The organism is Streptococcus sp. 11273D007BT (assembly GCF_053547195.1).
In genome coordinates, this window is the sequence record NZ_JBPWPE010000001.1 from 1,356,246 (window position 1) to 1,371,973 (window position 15,728).

Annotated in this window: 15 protein-coding genes and 1 pseudogene; 4 read left to right on the plus strand and 12 right to left on the minus strand. The window is 36.7% G+C overall.

The genetic code is table 11. From position 1 onward, the window contains the following. Nucleotides 1-8: 8 nt before the first annotated feature. From ACEE75_RS06970 to cpsA, 6 genes are all read right to left on the minus strand, one after another. Nucleotides 9-1,424 carry a flippase gene (locus tag ACEE75_RS06970; RefSeq protein WP_449173611.1) on the minus strand — a complete coding sequence of 472 codons (1,416 nt, stop codon included), beginning with the start codon at nt 1,422-1,424 and terminating at the stop codon, nt 9-11. A gap of 74 nt (nt 1,425-1,498) precedes the next feature. Continuing rightward, complete coding sequence (locus ACEE75_RS06975) at nt 1,499-2,866, minus strand: sugar transferase (protein WP_447574167.1); 1,368 nt, start codon at nt 2,864-2,866, stop codon at nt 1,499-1,501. A 26-nt stretch (nt 2,867-2,892) separates the two neighbouring features. Beyond that, nucleotides 2,893-3,627 carry a tyrosine-protein kinase gene (locus tag ACEE75_RS06980; RefSeq protein WP_447574166.1) on the minus strand — a complete coding sequence of 245 codons (735 nt, stop codon included), beginning with the start codon at nt 3,625-3,627 and terminating at the stop codon, nt 2,893-2,895. Nucleotides 3,628-3,637: 10 nt separating this feature from the next. Then, complete coding sequence (locus ACEE75_RS06985) at nt 3,638-4,336, minus strand: Wzz/FepE/Etk N-terminal domain-containing protein (RefSeq protein ID WP_447574183.1); 699 nt, start codon at nt 4,334-4,336, stop codon at nt 3,638-3,640. 12 nt (nt 4,337-4,348) lie between these two features. Next, nucleotides 4,349-5,080: a capsular polysaccharide biosynthesis protein Cps4B gene (gene cps4B / locus ACEE75_RS06990; RefSeq protein WP_447574165.1), complete on the minus strand. Its 732-nt coding sequence runs from the start codon at nt 5,078-5,080 to the stop codon at nt 4,349-4,351. A 1-nt stretch (nt 5,081) separates the two neighbouring features. Then, entirely contained in the window at nt 5,082-6,548 is a 1,467-nt protein-coding gene (gene cpsA / locus ACEE75_RS06995; RefSeq protein WP_447574164.1) for an LCP family glycopolymer transferase CpsA, read from the minus strand. 417 nt (nt 6,549-6,965) lie between these two features. Here cpsA and ACEE75_RS07000 point away from each other — a divergent pair, with 417 nt between their 5' ends. Next, nucleotides 6,966-7,898 carry a LysR family transcriptional regulator gene (locus tag ACEE75_RS07000; protein ID WP_447574163.1) on the plus strand — a complete coding sequence of 311 codons (933 nt, stop codon included), beginning with the start codon at nt 6,966-6,968 and terminating at the stop codon, nt 7,896-7,898. Nucleotides 7,899-7,909: 11 nt separating this feature from the next. Here the strand turns inward: ACEE75_RS07000 and ACEE75_RS07005 are convergent, their stop codons facing one another. From ACEE75_RS07005 to rpiA, 6 genes are all read right to left on the minus strand, one after another. Beyond that, complete coding sequence (locus ACEE75_RS07005; protein WP_447574162.1) at nt 7,910-8,710, minus strand: hypothetical protein; 801 nt, start codon at nt 8,708-8,710, stop codon at nt 7,910-7,912. Beyond that, nucleotides 8,710-9,420 (minus strand): purine-nucleoside phosphorylase, encoded by a 711-nt coding sequence (deoD, locus tag ACEE75_RS07010; RefSeq protein ID WP_447574161.1) that lies wholly within the window; start codon nt 9,418-9,420, stop codon nt 8,710-8,712. Before deoD ends, ACEE75_RS07005 begins: the two co-directional genes overlap by 1 nt. A 343-nt stretch (nt 9,421-9,763) precedes the next feature. Continuing rightward, nucleotides 9,764-10,573, minus strand: a complete 810-nt coding sequence (locus ACEE75_RS07015; RefSeq protein ID WP_447574160.1) for a purine-nucleoside phosphorylase — start codon at nt 10,571-10,573, stop codon at nt 9,764-9,766. Nucleotides 10,574-10,591: 18 nt separating this feature from the next. Next, nucleotides 10,592-11,008, minus strand: coding sequence for an arsenate reductase (glutaredoxin) (arsC, locus tag ACEE75_RS07020; RefSeq protein WP_447574159.1), 417 nt, complete (start codon nt 11,006-11,008; stop codon nt 10,592-10,594). A gap of 3 nt (nt 11,009-11,011) precedes the next feature. Continuing rightward, on the minus strand, nt 11,012-12,223 hold the full coding sequence (locus ACEE75_RS07025; protein ID WP_447574158.1) for a phosphopentomutase: 1,212 nt from the start codon (nt 12,221-12,223) through the stop codon (nt 11,012-11,014). A 15-nt stretch (nt 12,224-12,238) separates the two neighbouring features. Then, on the minus strand, nt 12,239-12,910 hold the full coding sequence (gene rpiA / locus ACEE75_RS07030) for a ribose-5-phosphate isomerase RpiA (RefSeq protein WP_447574157.1): 672 nt from the start codon (nt 12,908-12,910) through the stop codon (nt 12,239-12,241). Between the two features lie 371 nt (nt 12,911-13,281). Between rpiA and ACEE75_RS07035 the strand changes: the two genes are divergently transcribed. The 3 genes and pseudogenes from ACEE75_RS07035 (at nt 13,282) to mnmE (ending at nt 15,725) form a co-directional block, all read left to right on the plus strand. Next, nucleotides 13,282-13,524 (plus strand): hypothetical protein, encoded by a 243-nt coding sequence (locus tag ACEE75_RS07035; RefSeq protein ID WP_447574156.1) that lies wholly within the window; start codon nt 13,282-13,284, stop codon nt 13,522-13,524. 577 nt (nt 13,525-14,101) lie between these two features. After that, nucleotides 14,102-14,293 (plus strand): annotated as a pseudogene (locus ACEE75_RS07040) (tyrosine-type recombinase/integrase); the annotation flags it as partial. A 58-nt stretch (nt 14,294-14,351) separates the two neighbouring features. Continuing rightward, nucleotides 14,352-15,725, plus strand: a complete 1,374-nt coding sequence (mnmE, locus tag ACEE75_RS07045; protein WP_447574155.1) for a tRNA uridine-5-carboxymethylaminomethyl(34) synthesis GTPase MnmE — start codon at nt 14,352-14,354, stop codon at nt 15,723-15,725. Nucleotides 15,726-15,728: the final 3 nt, after the last annotated feature.

The following is a 15,728-nucleotide window of genomic DNA, read 5'->3' on the forward strand; positions in this document are numbered from 1 at the left end:
ATTTACTCCTATTTTTTGATTTTATGAATAAACGACTGAGAAATTTCTATAACGAAAGTTTCTTTCAACAATAACAACATCACGCCATAAGTCCCAAAGAAAACCATTGCTGTTATCACAAGTTGGAAAAAAACTACTACTGACACAACATTTTTTAAGAAAATGGTCAAAACAGTAGCCAAAACTAAACTGATAAGCAATTTATTAAACTGAACTTTTTTGATGATGGGTAACATAAATTCTTTTATAAAGATAAACTGAACTAATGCTACTGAAAATTCTGCAACAGAGCCTGAAATTGCCGCACCCCTAGCACCTAAGCTTGGAATCAAAAAGATATTCAAACCTATATCAACCAGAGCCCCTACAATCGTTGAATAGACAACTAATTTTTCACGATTCGTCGGAACTAAAATTTGAATGCCCATTAAATTAGATAAACCAATGAAAAGAACCGTTGGCATGATAAACTGCATAGGTTGAGCTGCTGGTAAAAAGTCTTTACCAGATAAGAATAAAATCGACTCTTGACTCACTAAAATAAAATAAACTACTAAAGGTAGAGAGATTAAAAGCACAAAACTTAGTGCCTTTTGTGTCAGACGCTCAAACTCATCAGTATTTCCCTGCTCATGATGATAGGACAAGCGTGGGAGTAAGACGGCTCCTAGTGATGTCACTACACTGACCAAAATCTGTTTAATCTTAACAGCCGCAGAATAATATCCCACAGCTTCATCCCCCTTTACAAAACCAAGCATGGTGGTATCCACATTTAGATAAATAGTAGAAGACACGGTTAATAGAAAGAAGGTTAAAGACGGTCTAATATGCTGCTTAATGTCTAGCTTTTCAGTTACCTTGTCTGGAAACATCGTCCGTAGATGAATAAAATTTAAGAAATTAGATCCTACTGCAGCAACAACTGTAATTGCCCCATAAATGACATAATCATCACTTGAACGAACAAAAAGAAACATCAAAATGACAGATATTATCTTGAAGATAATCGATCGGATAGTAATATAGGAGTACTTTTCTAGACCTTTATAAAGCCAATCCACTCCTAAGACATTAAAAATCAGTGTAGAAGATAAAATCAAATAAAGCTCTTTTTCCACATAGAGTTTATCAATAGATAAAACCGTCACAAAAAGGGCTAACAATGCAATAGACATCACAATCGCATTAAAAACCATGATTTCCTTAACTGTTTTATGTAGAATCCTTTCATCATCACGGACCTTTGCTGTTGCTCGTATTCCGTAGGTTGGAATCCCCATCATTCCCACCATTGAAAAATATGTAATGATGGATGTTGCAAATGTCACCGCTCCGACTCCACTGGCTTGGAGTACTCTAGAAACATAAGGGAAGGTGATAAGAGGAAATACAAAATTTGAAATCGTTAAAATAAAATTCATGATGAAGTTTATTTTAACTGAGTTATTTTTTTTCATAGAAACACCAATATGCGATAAAGGAAGTAAACAGGGGACTATTTACTTCCTTCACGCCTTAATACAACCTCTACTGTTTTAAATAAAATTTTGATATCTAGCCAAATTGACCAATTTTTTATATAGGTTAAATCTAGTTTAACGACATCTTCAAAGTCTGTAATGTTGCTACGACCAGAAGTTTGCCACATCCCCGTAATTCCAGGCTTTGCCGCTAATCGTTTGAAATGATGCAACTCATACTTCTGATATTCTTCAAGTGTTGGAGGTCTTGTCCCGACAAGTGACATATCCCCCTTTAAGACATTTAAAAATTGAGGGAGCTCATCTAAAGACCAGTCTCGAATTTTTTGTCCGAAAGGAAAGATACGCGGATCGTGGTCCATTTTAAACATTAAGTCTGTCGTCAAATCATTCTGCGCCATTAACTCTTTTTTGCGCTCCTCAGCATCTAGATACATACTTCTAAACTTATATAGTGTAAAAATCTTTCCATTTTTCCCAACACGCTTTTGTTTAAAAATCAAAGGACCTTTTGACTGTTTTTGAACAATTGGATAGATAATCAGAGCCACTATTCCTGTCAAAATCAAGCCTATAAGAGCTCCCACAATATCAATGATGCGTTTCAAGAAGACTGAACGATAATGAGTATTGTTTAATGCACTTGTAACAAATGTGGTATTCTCCAATTGTTGAACAAAGATACTTGACAAGTTATCTTCAGATAAACTCAAGGATACCGGAATCCCCATAGCGTTAAAAAAATGTTGTTCTTCAATAAACTCTTGCCTAGCATCACTATCAATAAAGACCTCTTGAATCTCATTGTGTTGTAACAAATGTTGAACCTCTTCAAAATTACGTAAAATTGGCTCTTTGACAACATTACTGACATGTTGGCTGAGATAAGCTACCACTTCGTAATGATTTTTTTCCAGTAATTTTAACATCTGAAAATCAGTGGTAAAATTAGTTACAAAAAGAATTTTCTTTTTCTTAGTTGTTAAATTATCTGAAGCTTTTCTCGATAGGTATCTAAGAGAAAAAATCAAAACAAATTGAATTACAAACTGAATCAAGAGATAAGATAAACTAAGTTGTGTCACATAAGTCTTTCCGATATACTGACTCAAAAATATAATGACAATAAAAACTGTACTCAATTTTATAGAAAAAGTTAGTGTATAAATCAACTCTTGCTTCAAGCGTCGTCTATGCGCTAAAGAATAATCATTAGATAAGATGGTAAATGTAAGAGTCAATATTAATTGTAGAAGTAAAAATTTCCAGCTATTAAAAAATCCATAAGAAAATCTAAGAGATAAAAGGTAGAATGAAATGGCAACTGCTAAGCTATCAGCTAGTAAATAGAAAATTTTTCTTAGCGATGATTCCGTGTACATATGGAGGTCCCTTCTACTTTATCATTTTACTTTTTCTTATTTCTGCGATTTTTTGTTTTCGACTCTTTGACAGTTTTCCCGTATTGTCCATACTCTCCATACTGCCCATAAGCACCGTAACTATCCAAAGTATTATCAACTTTATTTAAAATAACTCCAAGAAACTGGGCATGTGACTGTTCCATCTGTTCTTTTGCTTTTTGAACAAAACGACGTTTAACGCCATTTGCTTCTGTCACAATAATAGAAGCATCGCAACGCTGAGCGATAATAGCTGAGTCAATTACCAATCCAATCGGAGGAGAATCAACAATCACATAATCATAAAGTTGCTTAGTCGTTGACATCAAGGCATCAAAGTTTGCATTTTGCAGTAAACTAGTAGGATTTGGTGGAACATGTCCTGATGGAATCACATAGAGATCCTCAACGTTTGTATCACAAATAGCCTCAGACAGCTCACAATTTCCTGATAAAAAGGCCGTCAAGCCTTGAATGCGAGTAGTCGGCTTAAATGTTCCTGAAATCACTGAATTACGCACATCGGCATCAATCAGCAAGGTACGATAGCCGGCGCGAGCAAAAGAAATCGCTAGGTTAGCAGCTGTAGTTGACTTACCTTCCCCAGGCTGTACAGATGTTAAAACAATCGTTTTTAATCCAGATCCGCTAAATTGGATATTGGTACGAATCGAGTTAAAATACTCTTCTACTTTCTTAGCTAATAAAGCCTTATTTCTAACTAATTCTAACTGTGGCATCTATCTTCTCCTATTTCAACTTATCTGTATTGGGTACCATACCAATAAGAGGCATTCCTAGTATTTCCTCGATATCCTCTGGACGTTTAATACGATCATCAAGGATTTCTCTAACAAGAACTGTTGCAACAGCAATAAAGCCTCCAATTAGAAATCCTAGCGCAACATTTCTCTTAATATTAGGTGATGATGGCTCAGTAGGTGCCTCTGCTGGATCAACTTCCTCAACATTATCAACCTTTGTAACGGACTTAATTTTTTCTGATGCTATTACCCTGATTGCGTTGGCAATACGAGCTGCTTCCTTAGGATCTTCATCTGATACACTAATTGATATGATTCGAGTATTCGTAGGAATTTCTACAGTTAATTTTGATAATAACTCATCTGCTGTAATCGACAACCCTTCTTCTTCAATGACTTGTTGGCGAACATCTTTCGAAGAAATAATCTCTTTGTAATCCTTAACAAGATAGTCACCTGCTTGTAAATCTTGAGCTGTTAAGGCATTCTCAGCTGCTGCTTTTTGATTACCAACATAAAAACTTGTCGTAGAAGTATAAGTTGGTTTAATCAAAAACAATGAAATCAACAAAGCAATAGTTGCAAAAAATACTGCCACTAAGGTAATTAAGAATTTTTTCGACCATAACTTTTTAAGCAATAACAATACATCAATTTCCATACTTGGATTTTGTTCCTTCATAATATCTCCTATAATTTATATAAATTTATCTTCTAATAACAGTTGAGGGTTCTCTTTAAATAACTCTTCTGCCTTATCTTGTCCATATTCAGAAGCAATTGTATCAAAAGCCGTTTTCATGTAGGGAGGACGTTGATCAAGATTATGCATATCACTCGCAACACAATGAACTAAATCATTTTCTAGAAAGTATCGTGCTCGCTTTTTAAATTCTCTATGTTTGTCTCCCATTAACTTTGGTTTTAAAACATGATTGCTATTAATCTGCGTGTAGCATCCTCTACTGATCAATTCTAAAACACGATCTTTATTAAACTCCAGTGCATCATATCGCTCGATGTGAGCGATAACTGGAGTCAATCCTAAAAGCAAGATATTATTAATGGCTTCTTGCATCTCGCGCCAAGGTGTTCCTTTACTAAACTCCAATAAAATATATCGCGTATAATTTAATCTTGGAACTTGTTTTTTCTCAAGCTTACTAGGCAGCTCCTTAGTATAGTATAACTCACCACCAAAGCCTAAGATTAAATCTGGAAATTTCTTACTCGCTTCCTCTCTAACTGTTGCAAAATTAGCTTTAATAGTTTCCTCTGGTGTTTCAAACATCCCTTTACGACGATGCGACGTCGCGATAATGACTCTAACACCTTGGGCATAAGCCTCACCTATCAGAGCAAGGCTTTCCTCTAAGTTTTTAGGACCATCATCAACTCCGAATATAATATGAGAGTGGATATCAATCATTTTAATTTCCTTCCATTGTAGATTGGATTTTAGCTTTCATCTGCTCTAAGCTAGCATCATCAACTTTCATCATATAAAGACTGGCACCTGGCATAGCATACGAAGTCAACTCTCCTGTACTTCCTGTTCCCTCTAGAGCTTGAGATTCAACGGTATAAGAGCCACCTGAATCAAGCTGTGCATTTGCCAAAGTCATCATGGTATCAACCGGCATATTTGTTTGGATAGAATCTGATAGACCTTCAATGATGGCATTGTAGTTTGTAATAGATTTAACAGATGCTAGTTTATTAATTAAAGCAGCAATTACTTTTTCTTGGTTTTTTCCGCGATCATGATCCCCATTTGTAAGAGAATAACGCTCCCGTACAAAACCTAGAGCTTTATCTGAGTCTAGATGAACCTGACCAACTGGGAAATGATAATTACCATGCAAACTTGTAAACTCTTGATTATTGGTCACATCTACACCACCGACTAAATCAATTAGCTTTAAGAAACTTGTGAAATTCAAACGGGCATAGTAATTAATATCAATACCATACAGATTTTCTAAGGTATGGATGGAGGCATCAACACCGTAGATACCAGCGTGAGTCAATTTATCATACTGATCATTTCCGCCATCAGCAATCTTAACATATGAATCACGCGGTGTTGTGGTCAACAAAACTTTCTTTGTCTTGGGGTTAACCGTCATAATGATATTAACATCAGAACGAGAGACAGATGATATTGATCCAAATGTATCAATCCCTGAAATATAAACATTAAATACGTCTGTTGAAGAGGTTGCTTCCTTCGCAGCAGAAACTTCTTTTTCAACCTTATAAGTATAGATCGTATGGAGTTTATCAGCATAATCTGGATAGGTCAACTCCAAAAGATTAGCATAAGCACTGTTTAGTACCATGGCTTTACTTGGATCTGTCAAAAGATTTTCATAGGCTTTTTGATAGGATTCTACTTTTTCTACAGACAGTGTCTTAGCTTCATTTGTCTCAACATCTTGAATAAGAGCATCAATATTGGCTTGGTCATTATCTGTCGGTGCTAAGACTGATGTAATACCTTCCACACTATTGATCGTACTATCTTTAGGAACAACGATGGTCATCTCATACTCTGACACAGATGCCGTTTGATTCATCTTATCCAAAGTATCAACTGTACTTTTAGATACATACAAAGCCACGCTTGAGATAATTAGTGAAATCAGTAATAAAAGTAAGGTGAAAACTTTAGCTTTCTTGGTTAGCACTAGAACCAAAGCAAGAATAAATATTCCTGCAAGAACACTTGCAATAATGATATTCAAACTTGATACATCTAAGATATTATAAGTAAACATCATTACGACCGTAATCGTCGCCACTATAGCATAAAGTAATAATAAACCGAGATTAAGAATCCCTAGATTGTTACTGTTACTTTTCTTTTTACGGCTCCGTCTCGACTGGTTAGACATGCTATTTCTCCTAAACATCAAAAATTTCAATCATCTTATTATACCTAAATTATACTCTAATAGCAAGGTCGGTATCACTAACTAACACGCCATACGCATGACGAAAATGCATGTAACTATTTTTCTAGTTACACGCATTTTTTCAAAAATATTTTCATAATATTGATATAATTGCTTTGATTTATCCTCTTTTTAAGCGACATTATCACAAAATTTCACGATAAAAAGATAACTTTTTATAAAAACATGTTATCCAAAAACAAAATTTTCTTCATGCGTTTGTCGTGACTGACTAAGCACAGTGATTCTTTTTTAACTAATTTCATTATTTTTAGGTTAAATCGTTGAAAAAAGCTCTCTTTTTCTACTCCTTTTAATTTTATTTCCAGAAAGGATGATTTATGCTAAAATAGTTCTATGCGAATTCAACAATTACACTATGTCATCAAAATCGTCGAAACTGGGAGCATGAATGAAGCTTCCAAACAACTTTTTATTACACAACCCAGTCTGTCCAACGCCGTACGTGATTTGGAACGCGAGATGGGGATTGAAATTTTCATCCGAAATCCAAAAGGAATTACCCTCACCAAAGACGGCGTAGAATTTTTGTCCTACGCGCGTCAAGTCGTTGAACAAACTGCACTTCTCGAAGAACGTTATAAGTCGAAATCTTCAAACCGTGAGTTATTCAGTGTCTCTGCTCAACACTATGCTTTTGTCGTCAATGCTTTTGTATCACTTCTAAAAGGAGCTGATATGAGCCGTTATGAGCTTTTTTTACGTGAAACAAGGACCTATGAAATTATTGAGGATGTTAAAAATTTCCGCTCTGAAATTGGTGTCCTTTTCCTAAATAGTTATAATCGAGATGTCTTAACCAAGATGTTTGATGATAACCGTTTGACCTATACTTCACTCTTTAAAGCCCATCCTCATATTTTTGTAAGTAAAAGCAACCCCTTAGCAAGTAAAAGCAAGGTTACTCTGGCTGATTTAGAAGATTTCCCTTATCTAAGCTATGATCAAGGAATCCACAATTCATTTTATTATTCAGAGGAAATTCTTTCGCAAATTCCTCACAAAAAATCAATTGTCGTCAGTGATCGTGCCACATTATTCAATCTTCTCATTGGTTTAGATGGTTATACGATTGCCACTGGTATCTTAAATAGTAATCTAAACGGTGATAATATTGTTTCAATTCCATTGGAAGTGGATGATGAAATAGACATCGTCTATTTAAAACATGAAAAAGCTAATCTTTCTAAAATGGGAGAAAAATTTATCGATTACTTACTAGAAGAAGTAAAATTTAATCAAATTGATGGCGAAAACACAAAGGACTGAGAGCTAACTTCTCAGTCCTTTGTGTTTTTTAAGCTTTCTTTTAATAAAGGGGTAATGACCTCTTGATTAGCTTTATCAAAGTAATACGGCCGACTACTATAGTTGACACCTATTTCTTTGACAAGAAAAATCATCAAATCTAAAAAAACCTGAGAGGAAAATCCTGTACTAGACGCTAAAATCTCTTCATCAAAAGGTTTTATTAGATGGGCTAATGGATTTCTTATTGATTTTTCAAAATGCCTTAACTTTCTAACCGACGTGATGACTTCCTTTGGGTAGTCCATACACTCAATCAAACTTAAAAGACTAGATGAGTTTACCAAAGGTTGATGTTTATTTTGCTTATAAAAAGCTTTGAGATAGGCATTATCGCTCTTTTCAATCCTATCCAATCGCCACTTATCGTAGCTGGTGTCTTTGGAATTGTGGATATACTCCTCTAAGTTAGGGAGTTTTTTTGTGATTAAAGCCAAATAAATCCGATAGATCAACGGACTTGAAGCACGGCAAAAGTCAATTAAATCCCCTACACGAACTTTCGCTTCTAAATCAAGTAAATAATTTGCCAAGCGTTCTTTTTCAAGTTCCTTGTTCTGACTCAGCGTAAATCGATAGCGTGCAAAAAACTTTCTTGCTTGGTCCTCTTCAAACACTAAATCCAGCTTCAATTCTCTACGCTCTGAAAGCAATTGAAGAATGAAAGATAAGTCTGCTGGAGCATCTTTTATGAGTTTTACAGTATCAAGGGCTTGCTTGTAATAATAATTTTTAGCAAAGCTATCAATTTGTTCATAAAGTAAATGTGACATTAGTCTGTAATGAGTGTTTCTAGTCCAACTTTCATCATATCTGTGAAAGTATTTTGGCGCTCTTCTGCTGTCGTATCTTCTTCAGGATTAACAAGACTATCTGAAATCGTCATCATCGCAAGAGCCTGTACGCCATGCTGAGCTGCCATATAGTAAAGCGCTGCTGCTTCCATCTCAACAGCCTTGACCCCAAGCTCACCTAACTTGAGGTTGCGCTCAAACATGTTAGAGTAGAAAACATCTGAAGACAGAACACTTCCAACGTGTGTTGTTACACCCATGTTTTCAGCGATATGATAGGCCTTATCTAGTAAGCTAAAATCAGCTATTTGCGGGAAATCATACTCTGGAAAGTCATTTCGAATAATGTTTGAGTTTGTCGCTGCTGCTTGAGCTAATACCAGTTCACGAACGTGAATGTCTTTATTAAGAGATCCCGCTGTTCCGACACGAATTAATGTTTTAACACCATAATCAACAATCAGCTCACGCGCATAGATTGAGATAGAAGGCATCCCCATTCCAGTTCCCATAACAGATACACGGTGACCTTTATAGGTACCCGTATAACCTAGCATACCACGGACATTGTTAAAACAAACAGCATCCTCTAGGAAATTTTCAGCAATAAATTTTGCACGCAGCGGATCTCCTGGAAGAAGAATTTTATCTGCAATTTCGCCTTGTTTGGCTTCAATATGGATTGACATAATATTTAAGATACAAAGGGTATAAAAAGGATGGCTACAAGGGTGGGAAAATCTAAAACTCTATCCCCCTCCTCTGTGTACAAATCCTTATTCCATGCTCAACATCGTGATACACGGTACCCTATCCTTTCGTTTTAATTTGTAGAATTTAGAAAGAACCTCTAACAGTTACTTATCTTTTTATTTTTCTCTTTCTCTAAGAGATATGGCCCAAACAGTGATGAGCCAATTCCTAGAAAAATAATTCCTCAAGTTTTTTTCTGAGGTAAGCAAATAAACGATTCCTGTAAGGTAGTTTAAAATAGCTGCTACCAAAAAGAAAACTTTGGTGCTAATAGTCATCTTACAATTCTGCTAAAATAGCCTTGACCAAACCTTTGAAGTTTTCTTTGATTTGCTCTGTTACTTCTACCACTTCCTCATGGTTAAGTTCTGATTGGAAGCCAGCTGCAAAGTTTGTAATGGCTGAGATTCCCAAGACTTTCATGCCTGAGTGAGCTGCTACGATAACTTCTGGTACAGTTGACATCCCAACAGCATCAGCTCCTAAAGTCTTAAAGGCACGAATTTCTGCAGGTGTTTCATAGGTTGGACCGGTTACACCGATATAAACCCCTTCTTCCAGTTTGATACCAAGTTTTGTAGCGACATCATGAGCTTTTTGACGGTACTCTTTGGTATAAGCATTAGACATATCTGGGAAACGTGGCCCAAACTCTTCTAAGTTTTCACCAATTAATGGGTTTTGACCGGTCATGTTGATGTGGTCTGTAATCGCCATAAGGGTACCTGGTCCATAGCCAATACCACCCGCAGCATTGGTTACAAGTACACCTTCACAGCCAAGAGCTTTCATGACACGAACTGGGAAGGTCACAACTTCCAAAGGATTTCCTTCATAAAAATGGAAACGTCCTTGAAGTGCCAAAACTTTGCGACCAGCTAAATCACCGTAAACCAATTTTCCAGCGTGTCCAACAACTGTTGATTTTCCCCAGTTAGGAATATCTGAATAGTCGATGACAATCGCATTTTCGACTTCTTCTGCCAACTCTCCTAAGCCTGATCCCAAAATCAAGCCAAATTCAGGTGCTAAGACTCCTTTTTCTTCTAAAAAAGATTTTGTTTCATAAATTTTTTCCATTAAAGACATAACTTTCTCCGTTTTACATTATTTCTTTATTTGTGCCGAAATGATTTCGCCATCCTCTTTTACAAAAGGACTTGTCAAGGGGACAGGTAAGATTTCTAAAACCTTCTCCGAAGGACGACAAAGTCTGGTGCCTTTTGAGGTAATCACAATAGGTCTGTTAATCAGGATAGGTTCTCTCAACATAGCTGATAAGATCTCATCATCACTTACCCCTTCTCTATCTAATCCTAATTCAAGATAGGGAGGAACATTAGTCCTCAAAAGATCTCTAACAGAAAGATGCATATCTGCTATCAATCTCTGTAACTCCTTTTTTGTCGGAGGTGTTTCAAGATATAAAATCACCTCAGGCTCTAAGCCAACGTATTTAAGTAGGGCTAAGGTATTTCGTGATGTGCCACATGCTGGATTGTGATAAATCGTAACTTTTTCCATGACTTATACCAATTGTTCCAAGAAACTCTCACCAATCATAGCCTTATCTACTCCAAAGTTTTCTGCAATGGTGGCTGAAATATCAGAGAAATGCCCAACAGGTAAAACACCACTACCTTTGAAAGACTTGCTATAAGCTAGAAGTGGGACATATTCACGTGTATGGTCTGTTCCTGCATAGGTTGGATCATTTCCGTGATCTGCTGTAATCAAAAGTAGATCGTCTTCTTTTAGATTTGCTAGAATTTCTGGTAAACGGGCATCAAATTCCTCTAAGCAATCACGATAACCTTCTGTATTACGACGATGTCCATAAACAGCATCAAAATCTACCAAGTTTGTGAAAGAAAACCCTTTATCAAATGTTGGTAATTTTAAAGTTTCCAATAAAACATCTACACCATGAGCATTTGATTTGGTATGCCCCATATCATTGGTAATACCAGATCCGTTAAAAATATCGCTAATTTTTCCAACAGAATAAGTAGGAATACCTGCGTCAGCTAGTTTATTTAAAACAGTATCTTGGAATGGTGAAACTGCATAATCATGACGGTTAGCTGTTCGTGTGAAGTTCCCTGGTTCACCCACATAAGGACGGGCAATAATACGTCCAAGAAGCGCTGGACGCTCTAGCGTGATTGAGCGTGCGTATTCACAAATACGATAAAGTTCATCAAGAGGGATAATATCTTCATGTGCTGCAATTTGGAGAACAGGATCAGCTGAGGTATAAACAATCAACTCTCCAGTCTCCATTTGACGAGACCCAAAGTCATCAATAACGGCTGTACCAGAGTAAGGTTTATTGGCTTCACGAATGATTTTACGACCAGAGAACTCTTCAATCTTGGTTAAGATTTCTTCAGGGAAACCATCCCAAAAAGTATCAAATGGCTCAGTAATATTAAGCCCCATAATCTCCCAATGTCCTGTCATGGTATCTTTTCCAAGTGAGACTTCTTCTAGTTTGGTCGCATAACCTGTTGGAGCCTTCTCTTTTGGAACTGTCGCAAGAGCAGTATCACGAGGGATATTTCCAAGACCGATTTTAGCCATATTTGGAACAGTTAGTCCTGCTGTTTCAGAAATGTGCCCCAAGGTATCTGACGTTGTATCAGGTACACCTGCATTAAAAAATTGATCTGAATCTGGTGCTGCGCCGATACCTACTGAATCTAAAACAACAAGATGAATACGATTAAATTTTGACATAACCTCTCCTTTTCCTTACGCCTCTAAAACGGTCACACCATTTTTACCAGCGACTACAACTTTTTTTACCATTTGATTAAATAATCCATGCTCAACTACTCCGACCATTTGCTTGAGTTCATTTCCTAGAGCAATAGGATCTTCAATACGACCAAGGTCTAAATCAATAATATAATTTTTCATATCTGTGACAAAACGTTGCCCATCTTTTTCACGAAAGGCAGGTTTGTAACCCTTTTCTTCAAAGATTTTAAAGACTTGCATGGCACCATATTGAACGACTTCAACAGGGAGTTTAAAAGCACCTAAAGTATCTACTAGCTTAGACTCATCTACCACCCAAATATAATCCTTACTCGGTGTCGCTACAACTTTTTCCATCAAAAGTGCTCCACCGCCACCTTTGATGCCATTAAAGGATGGATCTACCTCATCTGCACCATCGACGGTTAAATCAACATCATCAACATCATCGATATCTTTGAGTGGAATACCTAGTTCTTGAGCTTGCTTTGAAGTGACACTTGAGGTTGTGACTCCAATAATATTAAGACCTTCTTCTTTCACAAGTCTTCCGACCTCTTCAACAAAATAAGAGGTTGTGGAACCTGTTCCCAACCCTAGAATCATATTGTCTTTAACAAACTCTGCTGCTTTTAGAGCGGCTTGTTTTTTTAACGCTTCCATCATTGTCTCCTTAGACCATTTAATACCTTTATTATACCACGAATACTCTTATTTTTGATAGTGGAAATCTAAGCTTTTTCTCGCTTAACCTAACAAGGCATTTGCTGAAAGTTCTATAATGAAGTTAGATTCTTATCTAAAAGAAAAATATTTAAAAAATCTTTGATAATATCAAGAAATAGGATTACAATGGAAAGATATAGTTCCTGGCGAGTATTAATAAAACGTTGTCCTACACGGGCACGGAGCCTGTTCTTTTGAATAGGCTCTCTTTGTTCTATAGAAAAACAAAAAAATCCCCACACTCTCTGCCGGCAAGCTTGAGTGTAGGTAATTTCGTATAAGAAACAGCCATTAAATGGGCAGTTTTCTTGTACCCATTTTATCAAAATAGAAAAGGAAAATCAAAGCCAGGGGTTAGTACTAAGTCCGAAGTTGTGCGAGTGGCATCACAAGTTGAAATTGAATTATCCAATGGCATTATCGAATATAAGAATATCACATTAGCTGAATATTTTGAGAAACGGTATAAGATACATCGTGCGTCGCCTATGACACCAGGTACTTTGAAGCATTATGAAACAGCTACTGCTGCCATCGTTAAATATTTTTAAGAGAGCAAATTGATTGACATCACTCCGTCAAAATATAAAGCAATTTTGAATGATATGGGAAAGTAGTATTAAAAATCTACATTACGGATTATCCACGCAAAAATATATCTTATGCAAAGTATGCCGTTGTCGACAGAATCATTAAGATTAACTTTACTTAGTTATCCAAAGTAACATCTGAGATTGACCCGCACTCTATCGAAAAGAAGTTTTTGAGCCAAACCAAGTATTTGGACCTTATCCGATACACAAAAGGATATCCATACGAACATGCAATTGCAAATCTATTTGCTATCAGTGACAGGTATGCATGTCGGTGAATCAATGGGCTTGACATAGGCTGACATAGACTTTGAAAGCTGACCATTATCCATAAACAAGATTTGGGATATATACAATCAAGATAGACTCACTCTCCCCCCCAAAAAAAAAAGCAACAGTCAGTTAGGACAGTTCCTTTAGATAATGGTACAATAGAACTGCTGCAAGATTATAAAGCCCATCATTGGAAAGAAAATGATTTTAACCGACTCTTTTCAGAGAATACTCATGCCTACTTAATAGGCGATTAAAATCACTCATCGGTCGTTCTGTCCATATCCACTCATTAAGACATACATCCGTTAGTTACCTCCTAATCAATGGTATCGAGGTCCTAATCATATCAAAACTAATCGGACATAAAGACCCAACTATTACACTCAATACCTATTCGCACCTATTGAAAAAAGAGGTCGCTTATTTCGACAAAATCAAAATGCTTTTTTGAAAAATTTGGAGCGAGTTTGGGGCGAAACCTTGTAAATACACTATATAAAAGGACTAAAATGATTACAAAAGAATTTGATACTATCGCTGCTATTGCAACACCTCTTGGGGAAGGGGCTATTGGGATGATTCGGCTATCTGGCTCAGATGCCTTTAGTATTGCTAATGCCATTTTTAAAGGGAAAAATCTAGAGAAGGTCGCAAGCCATACACTAAATTATGGTCATATAATAGATCCCAAAAACCAGAAAATTTTAGATGAGGTCATGCTGGGGGTGATGAAAGCTCCTAAGACCTTCACACGAGAAGATGTGATTGAAATCAATACACATGGAGGGATAGCGGTTACAAATGAGATCCTCCAATTAGTCATCCGAGAAGGAGCTAGGCTAGCAGAACCTGGTGAGTTTACTAAACGCGCTTTTTTAAATGGTCGTGTCGATCTCACCCAAGCTGAAGCCATTATGGACTTGATTCGTGCAAAAACAGATAAAGCCATGTCTGTTGCTGTCAAGCAATTAGATGGTTCATTATCAGAACTCATCAATAATACCCGTCAGGAAATCTTAAATACCTTGGCTCAAGTAGAGGTTAATATTGATTACCCAGAGTATGATGATGTTGAAGAGATGACTACTGCTTTGATGAGAGAAAAAACACAAGAATTTGAGGCACTTTTAACACGATTGCTAAAAACTGCCAAACGTGGAAAAATTTTACGCGAAGGACTATCTACCGCTATTATTGGACGCCCAAATGTCGGAAAATCAAGCCTTCTAAATAATCTCTTGAGAGAAGACAAGGCTATTGTGACAGACATCGAAGGAACAACGCGCGATGTCATTGAAGAATATGTGAATATCAATGGAGTGCCACTAAAACTGATTGATACTGCTGGTATCAGGGAAACAGATGATATCGTCGAACAAATAGGGGTAGAACGATCTAGAAAAGCTCTCGAGGAAGCTGATCTGGTACTTCTAGTACTCAATGCCTCAGAAAAGCTAACTCCCCAGGACAGAGAGTTGATTAAGATCAGCCAAAATACCAACAGAATCATTCTCCTTAATAAAACCGATCTACCAGAGCAAATTGAGAGCCAAGAATTACCAAATGATGTTATTCGCATCTCTGTTTTAACCAATCAAAATATTGATCAAATTGAAGAGCGGATTAAGCAACTTTTCTTTGAAAATGCTGAGATTGTAGAACAAGATGCCACCTATCTTTCTAATACACGTCATATCAGTTTAATCGAACAAGCTGTAGAAAGCTTACAGGCTGTTAATCAAGGACTCGAGATGGGGATGCCAGTTGATCTACTTCAGGTTGACCTCACTCGAACATGGCAAATACTAGGGGAAATCACAGGGGATGCCGCACCTGATGAACTTATTACCCAGCTATTTAGCCAATTCTGTTTAGGAAAATAGCCC